Raw genomic sequence first — 17731 nt, forward strand, 5'->3', positions numbered from 1 at the left:
TCGGTCGAGGATTCAGGACGCCTGGGCGAGAGGGACGGGGAAGCCGACACCGGCGCGTTCCTTCTTCAGCATCTCCGCGACCAGGAAGGCGAGTTCGAGCGCCTGGCTCGCATTCAGCCGCGGATCGCATTGCGTGTGATAGCGGTCGGCGAGGTGCTGCTCCTCGATCGCCTGGGCACCGCCGAGGCACTCGGTCACGTTCTGCCCGGTCAATTCCAGATGCACGCCGCCGGCATAGGTTCCCTCGGCGCGATGCACGTCGAAGAACCGGCGCACCTCGGCCAGGATGCGGTCGAAGGGGCGTGTCTTGAAGCCGGTCGTCGCCGTGAAGGTGTTGCCGTGCATCGGATCGCAGCTCCACACGACGCTGCGGCCCTCGCGCTCCACCGCGCGGATCAGGGCGGGCAGGCGCTCCTCCACCTTGTCGGCGCCCATGCGCGAGATCAGCGTAAGCTTGCCCGGCACGTTGAGCGGGTTGAGCCGGTCGATCAGGCGAAGCAGGTCGTCCGGCTCCAGACTCGGCCCGCATTTCATGCCGATCGGGTTGATCACGCCGCGCATGAACTCGACATGCGCGCCGTCGAGCTGGCGGGTGCGGTCGCCGATCCAGATCATATGCGCCGAGCAATCGACATACTCGCCGGTCGGCGAGGTCGAATCCTGGCGGGTCAGCGCCTGCTCGAAGCCGAGCAGCAGCGCCTCGTGGCTGGTGAAGAAGTTGACTGTGCGCAGCTCCGGGAAGCGCTCCGGCGTCAGGCCGCAGGCCTCCATGAAGTTGAGCGCCTCGGAAATGCGCCCCGCCAGCTCATGAAAGCGCTCGCCCTGCGGGCTCTTGCCCACGAAGTCGAGATTCCAGCGCTGCACCCGGTGCAGATCGGCATAGCCGCCATTGGCGAAAGCGCGCACCAGGTTCAGCGTCGCCGCCGCCTGCGAATAGGCCTGCAGCAGGCGCTGCGGGTCGGGCGTGCGGGCTTCGCGCGTGAACTCGGCACCGTTGATAATGTCGCCGCGATAGGAGGGCAGCTCGACATTATCCTGCCGCTCGTTCGGGGCGGAGCGCGGCTTGGCGAACTGGCCGGCCATGCGGCCCACCTTCACCACCGGACAGGCGGCGGCGAAGGTCAGCACCACCGCCATCTGCAGGATGATGCGGAAGGTGTCGCGGATGTTGTTGGCGGAGAACTCGACAAAGCTTTCGGCGCAGTCACCGCCCTGCAAGAGAAACGCCTTACCCTGTGCCACCTGGGCGAGATCGGCCTGCAGGCTGCGGCACTCCCCGGCGAAGACCAGCGGCGGAAAGCGGGCGAGCGTCGCTTCGACGCTGGCGAGCGCCGCCGCATCGGGATAATCAGGCACCTGAGCGATCGGCTTCGACCGCCAGCTTTCGGGAGTCCAACGTCCGGGCATCACACAGCTGCTTTCCGCCAAATCCGGCAATTACCGAGGCTATACGGGGGCCCCCCCGCCTAGCAACGACCATCGTCGGGGCGCATCATCCAGTATTCGGGGGAAAAAGCCATGTTGTCGCAGACCCGCCGCGGGTTTGTTCTATCCGGCAGCGCCGCCATCCTGGCGGCCTGCGCCACCCGCACCGGCCGGCTGGCGCGCAATCCGTTTACGCTCGGCGTGGCCTCGGGCGAGCCTTCGGCCGATGGTTTCGTGCTCTGGACCCGACTGGCGCCTGATCCGCTGGCCGGCGGCGGCATGCCGGAGACGCCAGTCGAGGTCAGCTGGGCAGTGGCCGAGGACGAAGGTTTCCGCCGGGTGGTGCGCGAAGGCAAGGCGCTCGCGACACCGGATTGGGCGCATAGCGTCCATGTCGAGCTGAAGGGGCTCGAGCCGGACCGCTGGTATTTCTACCGCTTCCGACTGCCGGAGGCGGAGAGCCCGATCGGCCGCGCCCGCACCACGCCGGCCGCCGGCGCCGGCGACAAGCTCCGCGTCGTCTTCGCCAGCTGCCAGCGCTGGGAGGTCGGATACTACGGCGCCTGGCGCCATGCGGCGAAGGCGGACCCCGACCTGATCCTGCATCTCGGCGACTACATCTACGAGTACCAGCTGCGGGGCGCCCAGAACTACATCCGCACCCACGACGCGGATGCCACCTTCACGCTGGCCGATTACCGCAACCGCTACGCGCTCTACAAGCTGGAGCCGGAGCTGCAGGCGGCGCATGCGGCCTGTCCCTGGGTCGTCACCTGGGACGACCACGAGGTGGTGAACGACTACGCCAACGACCGGCCGGAACGGCAGAATCCGGGCCAACGCTTCCTCGACCGCCGCGCCGCCGCCTACAAGGCCTATTACGAGCACATGCCGCTGCGCGCAGCGCAGCGCCCGACCGGGCCGGACCTGCAGCTCTATCGCACCGTCGACTATGGCGGTCTCGCGCGCTTCCATGTGCTGGACGACCGGCAGTACCGATCGCACCAGGTCTGCAAGCGGCCCGACCGCGACGGTGGCAGCAACACGGTCGGGCGGGAATGCGCCGACCGGCTGAACACGGACCTGACCCTGCTCGGCCGCGAGCAGGAGGCCTGGCTGGCGCGGCAGCTCACAGGCTCGACCGCCGCCTGGAACGTGCTGGCGCAGCAGACCTTGATCGCGACCGCCGATTGGGGCGGCGGACGGTTCTGGACCGATGGCTGGGACGGCTATCCCGCCGCGCGCCAGCGCCTGGTCGATGTGCTCGGCTCCGGCCGCGTGCGCAATCCGGTGGTGATCGGTGGCGACGTGCACACTTTCTACGCCGCCGATATTCATGCCCGCGCCGGCGACCCGTCGTCGCCGATCGTGGCGCCGGAATTCATCGGCAGCTCGATCACCTCGCTCGGCCTGCCGCAGCGCCAGATCGACCAGCTGCGCCCGCACAATCCGCATATCAAGCTGGCGCGGTCCGACATCCGCGGCTTCGCGCTGGTCGAGATGGACCGCCGCAGGACGGCGGTCAGTATGCAGACGGTCGACAACGCCCTGCAACGCGACAGCGGCATATCCACGCTCGCCCGCTACGTGGTGGAGGAACGCAACCCGCGTATGCTGACCGCCTGACAGAAGCGGTCGGGGAGGAGACCAAGAATGAAGATCGCCAAGATCGACACCATCGCCATCAAGGTGCCGTTCACCTTCGGCGGCCAGCCGTTCGGCTGGGGCGGCAAGGTGTGGAACACCAACGACATCCTGCTGGTCCGGGTCGAGACCGATACCGGCATCGTCGGCTGGGGCGAGGCGTTCTGCTATGCCTGCCTGGAGGCGGTGCGCGCCTCGGTCGAGCACATGATCGCGCCGATGGCGATCGGCCGCGATGCCGGCGACATCGCCGGCCTCAGCCGCGCCCTGCAGCAGGGCCTGCACCTGCAGGGGCGCTACGGCATCACCATCTTCGCGCTCTCCGGCCTCGACATCGCGCTGTGGGACATCGCCGGCAAGGCGCTCGGCGTGCCGGTGCACCGCCTGCTCGGCGGCGCCGGCCGGACCGAGCTGCCGGCCTATGCCAGCCTGTTCAAGTACCGCAATGCGGAGCAGGTGGCGGCGCGCACCAAGATGGCGCTCGACCAGGGCTACAGATACATCAAGCTGCACGAGACCGAGGTGCCCGAGGTGCGGGCCTCGCGCGAGGCGGCGGGCGACGACATTCCCATCATGGTCGATACCAACTGCCCGTGGACGCCGGAACAGGCCCGCCTGATGGCGCGCAAGCTGAAGCCGTTCGACATCCACTGGCTGGAAGAGCCGATCTTCCCGCCCGAGGATTTCCTGAGCCTGGCGCGGCTGCGGCGCGAGGAGGGCATCGCGCTCGCCGCCGGCGAGAATGCCTGCACGGCGATGGAGTTCGCCCAGATGCTGCGCGCCGAGGCAGTCGACTACGTGCAGCCCTCGGTCACCAAGGTCGGCGGCATCACCGAGTTCCAGAAGGTGGCGGCGATCGCGGATTCCTTCGGCGTCACCGTCATGCCGCACTCGCCCTATTTCGGCCCGGGCTTCCTCGCCACCCTGCATCTCGCCGCCGCGCGGGCCGTGCCCGGCGGGCTGATCGAGCGCTTCCACCTCGATCTCGAGGCCAGCATCTACGGCAAGTGGATCGACCCGGTGAACGGCTTCTTCAAGGTGCCGCAGGTTCCGGGCCTCGGCCCGGAACCGGATGCCGACGTGATCAAGACCTATCGGGTGAAGTAGAGGCTGCGCTTCGCCGTCCTCCGGGACGGCACGGTGAAAAATTCTGTTCGGCCCGCTATCGTCGCCCCGCCTGACGGAGGGGAGAGGGCCTATGACCACAGCTTCGCCGCATCGCCTCGATGGTCGCGGTGCCATTGTCGTCGGGGTCGGCGCCGGCATCGGTCGCACCATCGCGATCGAATTCGCCCGCGCCGGCGCGACGGTCGCCTGTCTCGATCTCGACGGCAACGCGGCGAGCAAAGTCGCGGCGGAAGCGGGGCAGGGCGCCTTCGGCCTCGCTTGCAACGTGAGCGACCGCGCCTCGGTCGAAGCCGCCATGTCGGCGGCGCTGGCCCGGCTGCCCGATCTGCGCGCGCTGGTCTATGGCGCCGCGACGCGGGAGCCGACAGCGACCGTGGTCGACCTCGCGCCCGACGATTGGGACCGCGCCGTCGCCGTCAACCTGACCGGCGCCTTCCTGGTCGCGCGGCAGGGCGTGCCGGCGATGGCGAAATCGGGCGGCGGCTCGCTGATCCTGATCGCCTCGCAGCTCGCCCGGGTCGGCTCCCCGGCGCGGCCGGCCTATTGCGCGACCAAAGGCGCCCTGCTGCAGCTCGCGCGCGTCATGGCCGCCGACCACGCCAAGGACGGCATCCGCGTCAACACGCTGTCGCCCGGCGGCGTCGCTACCGAACGGCTGGAGCATCGCTTCGGCAGCGTGGCGCAGGCGGAACGCGAGCTCGGGCCGAAACACCTGCTGAACCGGCTCGGCCGGGCGGAGGAGATCGCGGCGGCCGCGCTCTATCTGGCGAGCGATGCCGCCGCCTTCATGACCGGGTCCGACCTCCTGATCGACGGCGGCTACACGGCCGTCTGACCGGATGCTGTTCAACTCCTTCGAGTTCGTCCTCGCCTTCCTGCCGGTCGTCTATGCCGGCTACTTGCTGCTCAGCCGGGCCGGCACGCCGCAGCTGGTCGTCATCTGGCTGGTGGCCGCCTCGGTCTTCTATTACGGCTGGTGGAATCCGATCTATCTGGTTCTCGTCGCGGCACTGATCGCCGGCAATTACGGCTGCGCCCGGATCATCCACCGCTACCGGGCGCGGGCGCAGGAGCGCGCGGCCGGCCTTGCCATGTGGGCCGGCATCGGCGGCAACCTGGCGACGCTCGGCTATTTCAAATACGCGAATTTTCTGGTCGACAACCTGAACGAGATCGCCGGCACCGGCTTCATCCTGGCGCCGATCCTGCTGCCGGTCGGCATTTCCTTCTTCATCTTTCAAAAGATCGCCTACCTCGTCGATGCGCGCTACCGCGACCCGGCGCCGCACGACATCCTGCAGTTCTCGCTGTTTGTGCTGTTCTTCCCCCAGCTGCTCGCCGGGCCGATCACGCATCACCGCGAGATCCTGCCGCAATTCAACGATCCCGCGCGGTTCCGGCCGCAAAGCGCCAACCTGGCCGTCGGCCTCACCATCTTCGCCATCGGCCTGTTCAAGAAGGTGGTGCTGGCCGACGGCTTCGCCGAGATCGCCACGCCGGTCTTCACCGCGGCCGAGCAGGTCCGGGCGATCACCGCACTGGACGCTTGGCGCGGCAGCGTCGCCTATGGCCTGCAGCTCTATTTCGACTTCTCCGGCTATTCCGACATGGCGATCGGCCTGGCGCGGATCTTCGGCATCAGCCTGCCGCTGAACTTCAATGCGCCGTATCGCGCCACCGGTATCATCGACTTCTGGCGCCGCTGGCACATGACCTTGTCGCGCTTCCTGCAGATGTATCTCTACATCCCGCTGGGCGGCAACCGGCATGGGCATGCGCGACGCTACGCGAACCTGATGATCACCATGCTGCTCGGCGGCCTCTGGCACGGGGCCGGGTGGAACTTCGTGCTGTGGGGCGGCCTGCATGGCGGCTTCCTGATCGTCAACCACGCATGGCGCCGACTGATCGGCGAGCCGAGCCGGCATCCGCTCGCGCGCGGCGCCGCGCGGCTGCTCACCTTCGTCGCCGTGATGCTCGCCTGGGTGCCGTTCCGGGCCGAGACCTGGGACGGCGCGGTCGCCGTGTATGCCGCGCTGCTGGCCGTGCCGGTGTTCGACCGGTTTCTGGCGGAGAATCTGGTGCTGCTCGCCTTCTGGCTCGCCGTGCTGTGGCTCTGGCCCACCACGCAGCAGATCATGCGCGCGCACGCGCCGGCCTTCGACTACATGCAGGCGGTGGCGGAGCCGATGGCACCGTGGCTGCGCCATCTGCTGGCGCGCTTCGTCTGGCAGCCGGGACCGGCCTGGGCCATGGCGGCCGGCGCGATCTTCGCGCTCGGCCTGCTCAATCTGACCCAGATCAGCGAATTCCTCTATTACCGGTTCTAGGCCGATGCACGACCGGACCAGCCGCCGCTATCTCGTCTTCGCCGCGCTCGGCGCCGCGTTCACCGTGCTGGTCGCGCTGGCGGTCAACATGATCGTCGATCCCTACGACGTCTTCCGTCTGGTCAACATCGAAGGGTTCAACATGCGCAAGCCCGCCATCGAGAACCAGGTGCGCTTCGCCAAGGCCTATCAGATGCGGGCGCTGAAGCCCGAGGTGATGGTGCTGGGCAATTCGCGGGTCGAGATCGGTCTCGACACCGACCGCCGCAGCCGCGAGACCGGGCTGCGCATCTTCAATGCCGGCCTGCCCGGTTCGACCATCTACGAGCTGCACCGCTACATGCAACACGCGGTAGCGATCGGCACCATCAAGCATATCGTGGTGGCGCTCGACATCTTCAGCTTCAACACCCAGCTGCCGGCGACCCAGAACGACTTCCTGGAGAGCCGGCTGATGATGCGGGCCGACAACCAGCCGACGCCGCTGTTCGACAGCCAGCGCGTCACCGACCTGTTCAACCTGTTCGTCGCCTGGGACACCGTCGAGCGCTCGATCGAAACGGTCTCGCTGCAGCACGAACCGCGCGCCTCGACGCGCAGCCCGAGCGGCTTCGATCCCATCGACGAGGCCGATTTCCTGCAAGGCGCCGGCAGCTATGCCGAAGCGTTCCGCCGGAAGGACCGGAACTACCTGCGCCGCAGCCTCAAGCGGGGCCTGAGCCTGCAGCCGTCGGCGCATTGGCCGCGCGGCTCCATCGCCGAGTTGGAGAAGATATTGGCATTGGCGCGCAGCGCCGACATCCAGCTCACGCTGTTCATCCATCCCTATCACGCGCATGTGCTGGAGATCCTGGATCTCGCCGGCCAGTGGGACACCTACGAGGATTGGAAGCGCGAGCTGGTGGTCGCGGTCCAGATCGACGCGGCGCGCCAGCCGAGCGGCCAGGCCTTCCCGCTCTGGGATTTCGGCGATTACAACGCGGTGACGACCGAGGCGGTGCCGCCGCCGCTGCCCGGCGCCACCATGCGCTACTACTGGGATTCCTCGCATTACAAGCCGTCGGCGGGACGTGTCCTCGCCGAGCGCATGTTCGCCTTCGGCCGCGACGAAGTGCCGGAAGGCTTCGGCACGCGCCTCTCGCCGGCGACCATCGAGCCCCAGCTCGCCGCCACCCGCGCCGCCCGCCAGCGCTACCGCGCCGAGCGGGCGGAGGAGGTGGCGGCGCTGACCGCACTGAAGCGTTGAGGAGGCCGGCGATCGCGGTGGAGGTTGCGCGACAAGCAGGGCCGGCCTGCCGTTCGTGCGATTGTCAGGCGCCATCCGCCGGCTCTATCCTCGGCGCAACGAAATGAGGAGGACGCCGGATGAGCCAGGCTCTGCGCCAGCCCGCGGTCGATTACGGCACGGAAGAGGCCGCCATGCAGGCCTATCTGCGTGAGGGCGAGCAGCGCGCCTTCGCGCTCGGCAATCGCGGCCCGATCCGCCTTACCGCCGACGGCAAGATCCATCCCGACATTCTGGACGCCTATTGGCGCTGCGGCTTCTACGTCTTCGAGGGCGTGCTGAAGCCGGACGAGCTCGCCGATATCGAGGCGGACTTCAAGGACATCCTGGACCGTCTGCCGGCCGAGAAGGGCTCTCCGGTCGACGCGAAGGGACGCCCGGCCCTGGCCGCGGGCTGCAAGGCGCCGACGCTCTTCTGGTCGAAGCCGCTCGGCGATCCGTTCGGCGGCACCGACGCAGCGGCCGGCCGCCATCCGGTGAAGATGTTCGAGCCCAAGGCGGCGGCAGGCGCGCCGAAGGAGGTCGTCTATCTGATCCTCGGGTCGCTGCAATTCTCCGAAGCGGCGCTCCGCGTCTACGGTCACCCGGACCTGCTCGCCGTCGCCGCCGCGGTGAACGGCGACGATTTCACGCCGTTCAACGAGGCGATCTTCATCAAGGAACCGGGGCTCGGCGCCTCGGTCGCCTGGCACCGCGACGGCGTCACCCATTGGAACGCGCCGGACTGGGACCAGGGCACGCACGGCTTCAACTTCATGGCCCAGCTCTATGGCTGCACGGCGGCGAACGGCGTCTGGGTGGTGCCCGGCTCGCACAAGCTGAACAAGGTCGACATCAAGGCGATGTGCGCCGCCGCCGGCAGCGATCGACTGCCCGACGCGGTGCCGATCATCTGCCGGCCCGGCGATGTGGCCATCACCAACCGTCAGGCGGTGCACGGCTCCTTCGCCAATACCAGCAAGGACTGGCGCGTCACCCTGAACATGGGCTTTCACCGGCGGAAATCGGTGCTCGGCGTCGAGGCGGGCGGCATCCACAACGCCCGCGCCGTCTACGACGAGGCCCGCATCCACGAGCGCGCCAAGCTGCTCGGCTACGCGATCGATGCGCGCCGGAAGCGCTTCCCGAACGAGACACCGTTCGTCTACCAGCCGCAGGTCGGCGAGAGCTACATCTGGGACGCCGCGGCGAAGGCGAGCATCAAGGACTACAACCTGCTCGACCTCAGCATCTGACGCGATGAAACTCCGCGCAGCTCCCGATCCGGCCGATCTGGATTTGATCCGCCAGTGGTTCAAGCGCCTTTCCGACCACGTGCAGGCGATCGACTACGAGGGCGCGCGGCCGATCTTCGCCGAGGACATGATCGCCTTCGGCACCTTCACCGACTTTATGTTCGACCGCGAGAGCGCCGAACGGCAGCAATGGCGAAATGTCTGGGGCACGATCCGCAATTTCCGTTGGCGGCTCGACGAGGTGCAGGCGATCGTCTCCGCCGACCGGCTGACGGCGGTGGGAATGGGCGTGTTCGATTCCGACGGCTTCCGCGAGGACGGCACGAAATTCGACCGCAAGGGCCGCGCCACGGTCAGCTTCGCGCGGACGAAGATCGGCGATCCCTGGATCGCGACCCATACGCACATGTCGCTGTTCCGCGGCACGCCGGACCGCTCGCACGGGCAGTTTGACTGAAACCTTGGTCGGCTGAGCTTCAGGCGCGCGTGGCGACGGCCACCGCCGCGCCGGCCATGACGGCCCAGGTCAGGCGCAGGCGATGCCGAGCACGAGAGCAAAGGCGAGCATGGCGTGCAGTTCCATCGCCTAGCGTTCCGCCAGGGCGAGCTTCAGGCCGAGTGCCGCGAAGGCGCCCGCGAAGGCGCGACGCATCCAGATGAGAACCTGCGGCCGCGAGATCACATGCGCGCGGATCGCGGCCGCGAACAGGCCGTAGAGGACGAAAACGGCGAAGGTCATAGCCATGAACACGCCCGAGAGCTCCAGCATGCGGGCAAGCGGGGCGGCTTCGTTCGTGCTGACGAATTGCGGCAGGAAGGCGAAGAAGAAGATCGAGAGCTTGGGGTTCAGCAGGTTGAGCAGGATGGCCTGGCCGATCACCTTGAGCGCGGGCCGCGCGCCCTGGTCCGGCTCGACCTTGAGCGCGCCGCTCTCCTTCAGTGTCATCCAGGCCATGTAGAGGAGATAGGCGACGCCGAGATATTTCAGCGTCTGGAAGGCGAGCGCCGAAGTGTGCAGCAGCGCCGCCAGGCCGAAGATCGCCGCCGCCATATGCGGCACGATGCCGAGGGTGCAGCCGAAGGCGGCGATGATGCTGGCCCGGGGTCCGCGCGAGAGCCCGGCGGCCAGCGTGTAAAGCACGCCGATGCCGGGCGACACGACGACGATCAGCGAGGTCAGCAGGAAGTCGTAACTCACGGACAGGCTCCGCGGCCAGTGCTCAGGCGTACAGCCGGAGCAGACCATAGGCCACGGTTCCGCCCAGCACCACGGCGGCAATGACGGTGAGCAGGACCAGTTGCGCCCGATTCATTTCCGCCGCCTCATGCCCTGGCGCTGTCGGTGACCGGCGCGCCGTTGCGCAGCTTCTGGCTGAGCAGGCCGACCGCCAGGACGCCGCCACCGATGATGTCGGTGATGCCGTCGGGATCGATCAGCAGGAAGGCCGCCGCCAGGAACAGCAGCCGCTCGAACCACGCCGCGTTGCGCAGGAAATAGCCTTCGAGCCCGGCCGCCAGCGCCACCACACCCACCATGCCGGTCGCCACCGCGCTCAGGATCTCGTACCAGCTGCCGGAGAACAGCAGGGCCGGGTTGTAGACGAAGAAGAACGGCACGATGAAGCCGGCAGCGGCGAATTTCATCGCCTGCACGCCGGCGCCCCATAGATTGGCGCCGCCGATCGACGCCGCGGCATAGACGGCGAGCGCAACGGGCGGCGTCACCGCCGAGAGGCAGGAGAAGTAGAAGGCGAACATATGCGCGGCCATGGGCTCGACGCCGAGCTTGATGATGGCCGGCACCAGCAGCGCCGCCTGCATGATGTAGGCGGGCGTGGTCGGCATGCCCATGCCGAGGATGATGCCGGCGACCATGGTGATCATCAGGGCAAGCAGCAGCTGGCCATAGGTGAAGTCGATCAGGAAGGCGGTGAAGCGGAGCGCGAGACCGGTCTGCAGCACGATGCCGATCACGATGCCGGCGGCGGCGCAAGCCATGGCGACCGGAATGGTGTTGATCGCCCCTTCGCGCAGCGCGTCGAGGCAGGCGCGCGGACCCATGCCCGTCTTCGGCCGGAGCCAGGAAATCGCCACCAGCGCCACGGTCGCCATGATCGCCGCATAGGTGGGCGTGAAGCCTTGGAGCAGCAGCGCCAGCAGCACCACCACCGGCATGAACAGGTGGGCCTGCTTGATCATGATCTGGCCGAGGATCGGCAGCTCTTCCTTCGGCAGTCCCTTGAGGCCGGAGCGCACCGCGTTGAAGTGGATCGCGGCGAACAATGCCCCGTAATAGAACAGCGCCGGGATCGCCGCAGCGATCATCACCGAGGTGTAGCTGGCACCCAGGAACTCGGCCATCACGAAGGCCGCGGCGCCCATGATCGGCGGCATGATCTGGCCGCCGGTCGAGGCCACCGCCTCGATCGCCGCCGCCGCCTCCGGCTTGAAGCCGGTCTTCTTCATCATCGGGATGGTGAGCCAGCCATCGACCATCACATTGGCGACGGCCGAGCCCGAGATGGTGCCGAACATGCTGGACGACACCACCGCCACCTTGCCCGGCCCGCCGCGCGCGCCGCCGGCGATGGCATTGGCGAAGTTCATGAAGAAAGCGCCGGCGCCGGATTTCTCCAGGAAGGTGCCGAAGATGATGAACAGGATGACGTAGGTGCCGGCCACCGTCATCGGCGGGCCGAACACGCCCTCGGTGGTGAACCAGCTCTGGTCGACGGTGATCTCGAGCGTGAGGCCCCGGTGGTGCAGGAAGCCGCCGAACCAGTGGCCGGCCAGGCCATAGGCGAGAAACGTGACGGCGACGATCGGCAGCGCGGCACCGATGGTGCGTCGTGTCGCCTCCAGCACCAGCAGGATGCCCATGCAGCCCACCACCATGTCCATCGGGCTGAGCGCATCCGCGGTCGGGAACCGGTTCACCACGTATTCGTAGTTCACGAACATGTAGCCGACGCAGAACAGCGAGAGCCCCGCGAGCGCAAGGTCCTCCCACGGCACGCGGTCCGGCGTCGCGTCCTTGTGCAACGGCCAGAGCAGGAAGGAGAGGACGAGACTGAAGCCAAGGGTGATGAACAGCAGGGCGTGCTGGTCGGGCGCATAGACGGTCAACCGCGCATAGACGTGGTAGACCGACATGACGACCGCCAGCACGCCGACCACCAGGCCGGCATAGCCCGTCAGCTTGCGCATCGGCGCTCGCCCGCTACTTCTTCAGCAGGCCGGCTTCCTTGTAGTACTTCTCGGCGCCCGGGTGATACGGCATGCCGATATCGACCGCCATCTCGGCCGGCGTGATGCCCTTCATGATGGGCACGACATTGGCGAACTCCTCGCGGCCCTCGATGATCGCCTTGGTCAGCTTGTAGACCACATCGGCCGAGGCCTTGGACGAGGCGATCAACACCGTCGGCGACTGGAAGGTGTTCACCTCGCCGGCGATGCCCTGGTCCTTGTAGGTGCCGGCCTTCACCTTGTGGCGCACGAAGCCCGCGTTCAGCTTCTTCAGCTCGGCGAACTCGGCATCGGTGACTTCCAGCATGCGCAGCTGCATGGCGGAGCCGAGATCCATCACGAACGAGGCCGGCACCACGGTGAACCAGCCGGCCGCCATCGCCTGGCGGTTCTTCACCGCTTCGGCATTGGCCGAGACCGGTCCGTAGCTTTTCGGACCGAGGTCGTTGAGCGTCATGCCGTTGGCCTTGAGCACGTATTCCCAGCCGGCGGCGAGGCTGGTATTGCCGCGCGCCGGCAGCGCCACCGGCTTGCCCTTCAGGTCCTTGACGCTCTTGATGCCGCTATCGGCGGGCACCACCATCTGCCAGACATTGGGATAGAAATTGGCGACATAGAGGCCCTTGTCGGTCGCCTTGCCGACGAACTGGCCCTCGCCCTTGCGGGCATCCGCCATCACCGTGGTCATCGACCAGCCGATATCGGCCTTGTCGTTGCGGATCTTCTCCATGTTGACCAGGGCGGCGCCGGGCTCCACCTGCACGCTCAAATCCGGCGCGCGGGTATTCACCACCTGCGACACCGAGGCGGCGAGCGGCGTCCAGCTGCCGCCGGTTGGCCCGGCGCTGAAGATCACCTCGACCTTCTGCTGCGCCTGCGCAAGGCCCGCGCCGGCCAGTGTCGAGACGGCAAATGCCAATACGGCCGCAACGCGCGGCAGATTCCCGCCGGAAGTGGTCATCCCGAGCCTCCCTTATGTGTCCCTATTGTCAGGCGCTCCCAGCACCTGCGGTCCGAAGTGATCCCAACGCGCAGTCAAAACGCGGCACTTGGACTTTCTTTTTGAATTGGAGGCGACGGTACCGGGCGGTTGCCGAGGGTGTCAACCGGTCGGCCCGCCGGCAGCCCTAAGCCTCGAATGTCAACTTCGAAAGGTGCGACGCGAGATTCTGCAAATCCGGGAAGATGGCTGCCTGATCAAGCCCCATAAATCCCAAGGCGCGGCCCCAGTAATCTTTGCGACCATGCGGCACCACAATTTTTCTTAGCCACTTCTCCGAACCGGGCAATGTCTCCAACCCATCGCGAAACTCCTGAATTGTGTAGCAAGCCTTCTGAATCAGCATTCTCAGGTCGCCGTGAGGAGGGTCAACGGCAGCCGCCTGGGCACTACCTAAGGCAATTTCGTCATTGAACGCTTTGGCATGGAGATTGTTAAGCAGCTTGCCGCGGGCATGAGCGAATCCACGACGTCCAATGTGCTGCTCATTGAAGATGGTCGGGTGCAGCGCCCACACGATACCGTCTTGATCAGCGTTTTTGTCGTCGCTAACAGCAAAGTACAAAGCGACCAGCAGAGACTCTGACCAGTCGAGCATCCGAGTTGGCAAACCGAAATGCTGCATCAACAACAACCAACTCGCGTGATCGTCACGAGGGGGACAGTCCGACCTCCTAATCCGAGCGCCTTGGACAAACCTATTGGAAATGTTCATCTCAAATCGCGGCCCGCGATTGGCTACGCCACTGGACCGAAAAACGCTAGGCACCAGAGGCCAATCACTTCGCGCATGGCCTCTCCACCACGCCCGGCCGATACCGAACTCCGCGTGTATCCCAAACCCAACGTTCAGCAAATCCTCTGGCTTCGCCAGAATATACTCTTGTGCCATGCCCCCACCATCGCCGCACCGTCTGCTCGCTACTGGTTCATCCTGACTGTTTCATCCCGCCATCACCACCCGATACTCCTCGAGCTTCGGGTCGTGCGTCATCGACCAGTACTCGACCAGGCTGAACGGCGTCACCGAGACCACCCGGCCGTGGCGGTTGCGGTAGTAGGTGGACATGCCGGGATGGGTCCAGATCATCTGCTCGTGGCGGGCATCGACCTCGGCGACGAAGGCGTCGTGCACCTCCGGCCGCACGTCGACCGCGGCGATGCCGCGCTCGATCATCTGCGCGACCATCGCCGAGATGTAGCGCGCCTGTGATTCCGCCTGACAGATCGCGCTGCCGCCATGACCGAGCCCGGTCGACGGTCCCTGGGTGATGAACAGGTTGGGGAAGCCCGGCACGGCGATGCCGAGATGCGCAGTCGCGTTGTCGTCGCCCCAGACCTGGCGCAGGTTGACGCCGCCGGCGCCGGTCACGTTGAGCCGTGTCGTCATCTGCGTCATCCGGAAGCCGGTCGAGAGCACAATGATGTCGGCGGGGCGCAACTTGCCGTCTGCCGTCAGGACGCCGTCCGGCGCGATGCGATCGATCGCATCCGTCACCAGTTCCACGTTCGGCCGGCACAAGGTGGCGTACCAGTCGTTGTCGAGCAGGATGCGCTTGCCGTAGGGCGGATAGGTCGGCACGCATTTCGGAATCAAGTCGGTCCGGTCGCCCAGCTCGCGCAGGATGTGCTGCGTCATCTCCTCGCGGTGCTTGTCGTTGACCCGGTTGAGCGCGCGCTCCGGATGCGGCCAGCTCGGATCCTTCCTCAGGAACGGCAGCAGGCCGTCGCCATAACGCCACAGCATCGAGAAGCGGAACCACGCGGCGTAGAACGGCACGTGCTCCAGCAGCCATTGCGCGCTGTCGGTCAGCGCGTCGTGATAGCGCGGGATCGGCCGCGCCCATTGGGCGCTGCGCTGATAGACGTCGAGCTGCGCCACCTCGCCCGCGATGGTCGGCACGATCTGCATCGCCGAGGCGCCGGTGCCGATGACGGCGACGCGCTTGCCGGCGACATCCAGATCCGCCGGCCACTCGGTGGTGTGGAAGATGCGGCCCCGGAAGCCGGCGGCGCCCTTCAGCTTCGGCACCGACGGCAGGCCGAACTGGCCGATGGCGCTGACCAGGACATTGGCTTCGATGGTCGCCGGGCCCTTCGGCGTCAGCACGGCGACGACCCACAGCCTGCGCGCCTCGTCCCAGCGCGCCGCCGTCACCTCGGTCTCGAAGCGAATATCCGGCCGCAGGCCGAACTCGTCCGCCGCCCGGCGCAGATAGTCCCAGAGCTGGTCGCGCGGCGAGAAATACGATTTCCAGCGATAGCGCGCGCCGAGCGAGAAGGAATAGGCGTGGTTCGGCGTGTCGACGCCGCAGCCGGGATAGCGGTTGTCGCGCCAGGTGCCGCCGACCTCGGCCGCCTTCTCGACGATGGTGAAGTTGATGCCGAGCCGCTTCAGCCGGGCGCCCAGGATCAGCCCGCTCGCCCCGGCGCCGACGATCAGCACCCGCATGGCGGCGAGCCGCGCCGGTGAGGGTTGCGTCTCCCACTGCGCGTCGCGCGGGGCAAGGCCCATCTCCTCCCGCATCATCGGCGCGTAGTCGGGCGCGATGTTCTCCGCCATGCACTGGCGCATCATCTCCAGCATCAGCGCGTTGCCCGGATCGCGCACCGCCGGCGCCTGGCCGGCCTTGTCGATCAGCAGCTCGACGGCGGCTTCCAGGATCTCGGCCCGAATTTCCGGGGCGAGGCCGGCATCCTCGTCGGCGATCAGGCGCACGTCCCGCTGCGGCCGGTAGCGCGCGGACAGCCACTTGTGGTCGCCCGAGAGGTGGAACACCACCATCAACAGCACGCGGATATCGGCATCGGTGATGGCGTCGCGCAGAACCTCGGGGTCGAGCGCGGGGATCGTCCGCTCGGACGCGTAGGGCAGGGCGGTACTGGACATTTCCTCGGGACTCTTGTCGTTGCGCCACCAACCGGGCGGCTATGCGCGATGAGAAAGCCGGCCGACCGCGCTGTCAAACCCTGACGGACGTCTACCGCCCGAAATCCCGCGGGCTGCGCCAGAAGGCGTGGATATGGTTGGCCCGGGCCTGGCTGTTGTCATGCTCGATCAGCAGCGCCGGGCCCTGGATGCGGTAATAGTGGTCCTGCCCCGCTTCCGCGCCGCCGGCCCAGGCGAAATGCGTCTCGCCGAGGCTCGCCTCGATCGCGGCCACCTCGCGCGCCGCGATGTCGGCGCGCCAGCTCTCGACATAGGCGGCGATCAGCCGGCGCAACAGGCCGCGCTGCGGCTCGGTCATCGCCGCGGCCGGCAGGCCGATCGGCGGCTCGATCCGGCGCTGGCCGATCATGAAGCCGCCGGGCACCCGCGTTCCTGTCACTGCCCGGCCACGCTGCGCCCCGTCGAGGCTCTTGAGCAATTCGCGCGCCAGCTGCTGTTCCGGCCCCATCAGCGTGTTGTCCGGCATCACCGAGGGATTGGCGCCGGTGAAGGCCGGCGTGGTCGAGACCACTTCGCTTCCCCTCAACGTGACGTTGAGCGAGAGGTGATGGCCTTCGAGGCGCCAGCCCCAGCCCGCCGCGTCGCCCGGCGTGCCGAACACGGCGAACCAGTAGCGCTCCGGGTCGCGGAACGAGGCGCCCTCGGTCCGCGCCAGCACGCTCTCACGGGCAATGATGGCGCGCGCCTTGGCGAGGCCCGTCTCGCTCAGCACCGCGCCGGCCATGGCGAAGCCGCGCTCGCGCTGCTCGGGGCCCATCTCCTTCAGGCTGATGCCGGCCCGGTCGCGCGGCACCCAGTACCAGTCCTGCCGGTTGCGCGCCTCGAAGGGCTGCACGGCCTTCGCACGTTGCTCGGGTGAGAGGCCATCCAGGAAAGCCTGTGCGGTCGCCATCGGATCGGCCAGCGCCGGGCCGGCGCCCAGCAGCAGGATCATTCCACAGAGCAGCAATCGCGCGACCATCATCCGCCTCCGGTCCGGCGGCCAAAACTGCGGCAGGCCGGACCGGTCGCGCAACCGGCCTCGCCGGTCGGGCTATGACTTCCGCGTGATCAAGCCGAGCAGGGCGCGCACGGCAACGCCGTAGCCCTGCGGCCCGAGGCCGGCGATCACCGCCGTCGCGATCCTGGAGACCAGCGAGTTGTGATAGATCGCCTCGCGCCGGTGGATATTGGAGATGTGCAGCTCGATGATCGGTCCGGGGAACATCTTCAGCGCGTCGAGCACGGCGATCGAGGTGAAGGTGAGGGCGGCCGGGTTGATGACGATGCCGGCGGCACCTCCCTCGATCGCCTCGTGGATCCAGTCGACGATCTGGCCCTCGTAATTCGACTGGTGGAAGCGGAGCGGGCGCGCGCCCGCCGCCGCGCGACACATCGCCTCCACCTCGGCGAGCGTGGTGTGGCCGTAGATCTCGGGCTCGCGCTTGCCGAGCCGGTTCAGGTTCGGTCCGTTCAGCACGAAAATCGGCGTTTCGGCGGTCAAGT

15 protein-coding genes are annotated in these 17731 nt (G+C 67.3%); 7 read left to right on the forward strand and 8 right to left on the reverse strand.

Annotation, left to right across the window (positions count from 1 at the left end; all coding sequences use genetic code 11):
- Positions 1-12: 12 nt before the first annotated feature.
- Complete coding sequence (locus DT074_RS14545) at positions 13-1407, reverse strand: class II 3-deoxy-7-phosphoheptulonate synthase (RefSeq protein ID WP_119420582.1); 1395 nt, start codon at positions 1405-1407, stop codon at positions 13-15.
- Positions 1408-1518: 111 nt separating this feature from the next.
- Here DT074_RS14545 and DT074_RS14550 point away from each other — a divergent pair, with 111 nt between their 5' ends.
- The 7 genes from DT074_RS14550 to DT074_RS14580 all read left to right on the forward strand — a co-directional run bounded on the left by DT074_RS14550 (position 1519) and on the right by DT074_RS14580 (position 9504).
- On the forward strand, positions 1519-3051 hold the full coding sequence (locus DT074_RS14550) for an alkaline phosphatase D family protein (RefSeq protein WP_119420583.1): 1533 nt from the start codon (positions 1519-1521) through the stop codon (positions 3049-3051).
- Between the two features lie 27 nt (positions 3052-3078).
- Positions 3079-4176, forward strand: a complete 1098-nt coding sequence (locus DT074_RS14555; protein ID WP_119420584.1) for a mandelate racemase/muconate lactonizing enzyme family protein — start codon at positions 3079-3081, stop codon at positions 4174-4176.
- Positions 4177-4267: 91 nt separating this feature from the next.
- A complete protein-coding gene (locus DT074_RS14560; protein WP_119420585.1) occupies positions 4268-5032 on the forward strand; it encodes an SDR family NAD(P)-dependent oxidoreductase in 765 nt (254 codons plus the stop codon).
- Positions 5033-5036: 4 nt separating this feature from the next.
- Complete coding sequence (locus DT074_RS14565; protein ID WP_119420586.1) at positions 5037-6527, forward strand: MBOAT family O-acyltransferase; 1491 nt, start codon at positions 5037-5039, stop codon at positions 6525-6527.
- Positions 6528-6531: 4 nt separating this feature from the next.
- The gene (locus tag DT074_RS14570) at positions 6532-7773 is read left to right on the forward strand and encodes a hypothetical protein (protein WP_119420587.1); all 1242 of its coding nucleotides are present in this window, start codon (positions 6532-6534) and stop codon (positions 7771-7773) included.
- 119 nt (positions 7774-7892) lie between these two features.
- Positions 7893-9047, forward strand: a complete 1155-nt coding sequence (locus DT074_RS14575) for a phytanoyl-CoA dioxygenase family protein (RefSeq protein WP_119420588.1) — start codon at positions 7893-7895, stop codon at positions 9045-9047.
- Between the two features lie 4 nt (positions 9048-9051).
- The gene (locus tag DT074_RS14580; RefSeq protein ID WP_119420589.1) at positions 9052-9504 is read left to right on the forward strand and encodes a YybH family protein; all 453 of its coding nucleotides are present in this window, start codon (positions 9052-9054) and stop codon (positions 9502-9504) included.
- Positions 9505-9633: 129 nt separating this feature from the next.
- Here the strand turns inward: DT074_RS14580 and DT074_RS14585 are convergent, their stop codons facing one another.
- From DT074_RS14585 to DT074_RS14615, 7 genes are all read right to left on the reverse strand, one after another.
- Positions 9634-10245 carry a LysE family translocator gene (locus DT074_RS14585; protein ID WP_119420590.1) on the reverse strand — a complete coding sequence of 204 codons (612 nt, stop codon included), beginning with the start codon at positions 10243-10245 and terminating at the stop codon, positions 9634-9636.
- Positions 10246-10370: 125 nt separating this feature from the next.
- Positions 10371-12254: a TRAP transporter permease gene (locus DT074_RS14590; RefSeq protein WP_119420591.1), complete on the reverse strand. Its 1884-nt coding sequence runs from the start codon at positions 12252-12254 to the stop codon at positions 10371-10373.
- 13 nt (positions 12255-12267) lie between these two features.
- On the reverse strand, positions 12268-13257 hold the full coding sequence (locus DT074_RS14595) for a TAXI family TRAP transporter solute-binding subunit (protein WP_119420592.1): 990 nt from the start codon (positions 13255-13257) through the stop codon (positions 12268-12270).
- A gap of 166 nt (positions 13258-13423) precedes the next feature.
- A complete protein-coding gene (locus DT074_RS14600) occupies positions 13424-14188 on the reverse strand; it encodes an FRG domain-containing protein (RefSeq protein ID WP_119420593.1) in 765 nt (254 codons plus the stop codon).
- Between the two features lie 51 nt (positions 14189-14239).
- On the reverse strand, positions 14240-16186 hold the full coding sequence (locus tag DT074_RS14605; RefSeq protein WP_119420594.1) for a flavin-containing monooxygenase: 1947 nt from the start codon (positions 16184-16186) through the stop codon (positions 14240-14242).
- Positions 16187-16277: 91 nt separating this feature from the next.
- Positions 16278-17207, reverse strand: coding sequence for a DUF3500 domain-containing protein (locus DT074_RS14610; protein ID WP_162914908.1), 930 nt, complete (start codon positions 17205-17207; stop codon positions 16278-16280).
- 72 nt (positions 17208-17279) lie between these two features.
- Positions 17280-17729 (reverse strand): type II 3-dehydroquinate dehydratase, encoded by a 450-nt coding sequence (locus DT074_RS14615; protein WP_162914909.1) that lies wholly within the window; start codon positions 17727-17729, stop codon positions 17280-17282.
- Between the last annotated feature and the right edge of the window lie 2 nt (positions 17730-17731).

Origin of the sequence: Desertibaculum subflavum, from assembly GCA_003576705.1 — a bacterium.
Classification (GTDB): domain Bacteria; phylum Pseudomonadota; class Alphaproteobacteria; order Ferrovibrionales; family Ferrovibrionaceae; genus Desertibaculum; species Desertibaculum subflavum.

Coding starts and splice junctions, on each gene's coding strand:
- DT074_RS14545 (WP_119420582.1), bottom strand. CDS start 1,407: ATGCCCGGACGTTGGACTCCCGAAAGCTGGCGGTCGAAGCCGATCGCT.
- DT074_RS14550 (WP_119420583.1), top strand. CDS start 1,519: ATGTTGTCGCAGACCCGCCGCGGGTTTGTTCTATCCGGCAGCGCCGCC.
- DT074_RS14555 (WP_119420584.1), top strand. CDS start 3,079: ATGAAGATCGCCAAGATCGACACCATCGCCATCAAGGTGCCGTTCACC.
- DT074_RS14560 (WP_119420585.1), top strand. CDS start 4,268: ATGACCACAGCTTCGCCGCATCGCCTCGATGGTCGCGGTGCCATTGTC.
- DT074_RS14565 (WP_119420586.1), top strand. CDS start 5,037: ATGCTGTTCAACTCCTTCGAGTTCGTCCTCGCCTTCCTGCCGGTCGTC.
- DT074_RS14570 (WP_119420587.1), top strand. CDS start 6,532: ATGCACGACCGGACCAGCCGCCGCTATCTCGTCTTCGCCGCGCTCGGC.
- DT074_RS14575 (WP_119420588.1), top strand. CDS start 7,893: ATGAGCCAGGCTCTGCGCCAGCCCGCGGTCGATTACGGCACGGAAGAG.
- DT074_RS14580 (WP_119420589.1), top strand. CDS start 9,052: ATGAAACTCCGCGCAGCTCCCGATCCGGCCGATCTGGATTTGATCCGC.
- DT074_RS14590 (WP_119420591.1), bottom strand. CDS start 12,254: ATGCGCAAGCTGACGGGCTATGCCGGCCTGGTGGTCGGCGTGCTGGCG.
- DT074_RS14595 (WP_119420592.1), bottom strand. CDS start 13,257: ATGACCACTTCCGGCGGGAATCTGCCGCGCGTTGCGGCCGTATTGGCA.
- DT074_RS14600 (WP_119420593.1), bottom strand. CDS start 14,188: ATGGCACAAGAGTATATTCTGGCGAAGCCAGAGGATTTGCTGAACGTT.
- DT074_RS14605 (WP_119420594.1), bottom strand. CDS start 16,186: ATGTCCAGTACCGCCCTGCCCTACGCGTCCGAGCGGACGATCCCCGCG.
- DT074_RS14610 (WP_162914908.1), bottom strand. CDS start 17,207: ATGGTCGCGCGATTGCTGCTCTGTGGAATGATCCTGCTGCTGGGCGCC.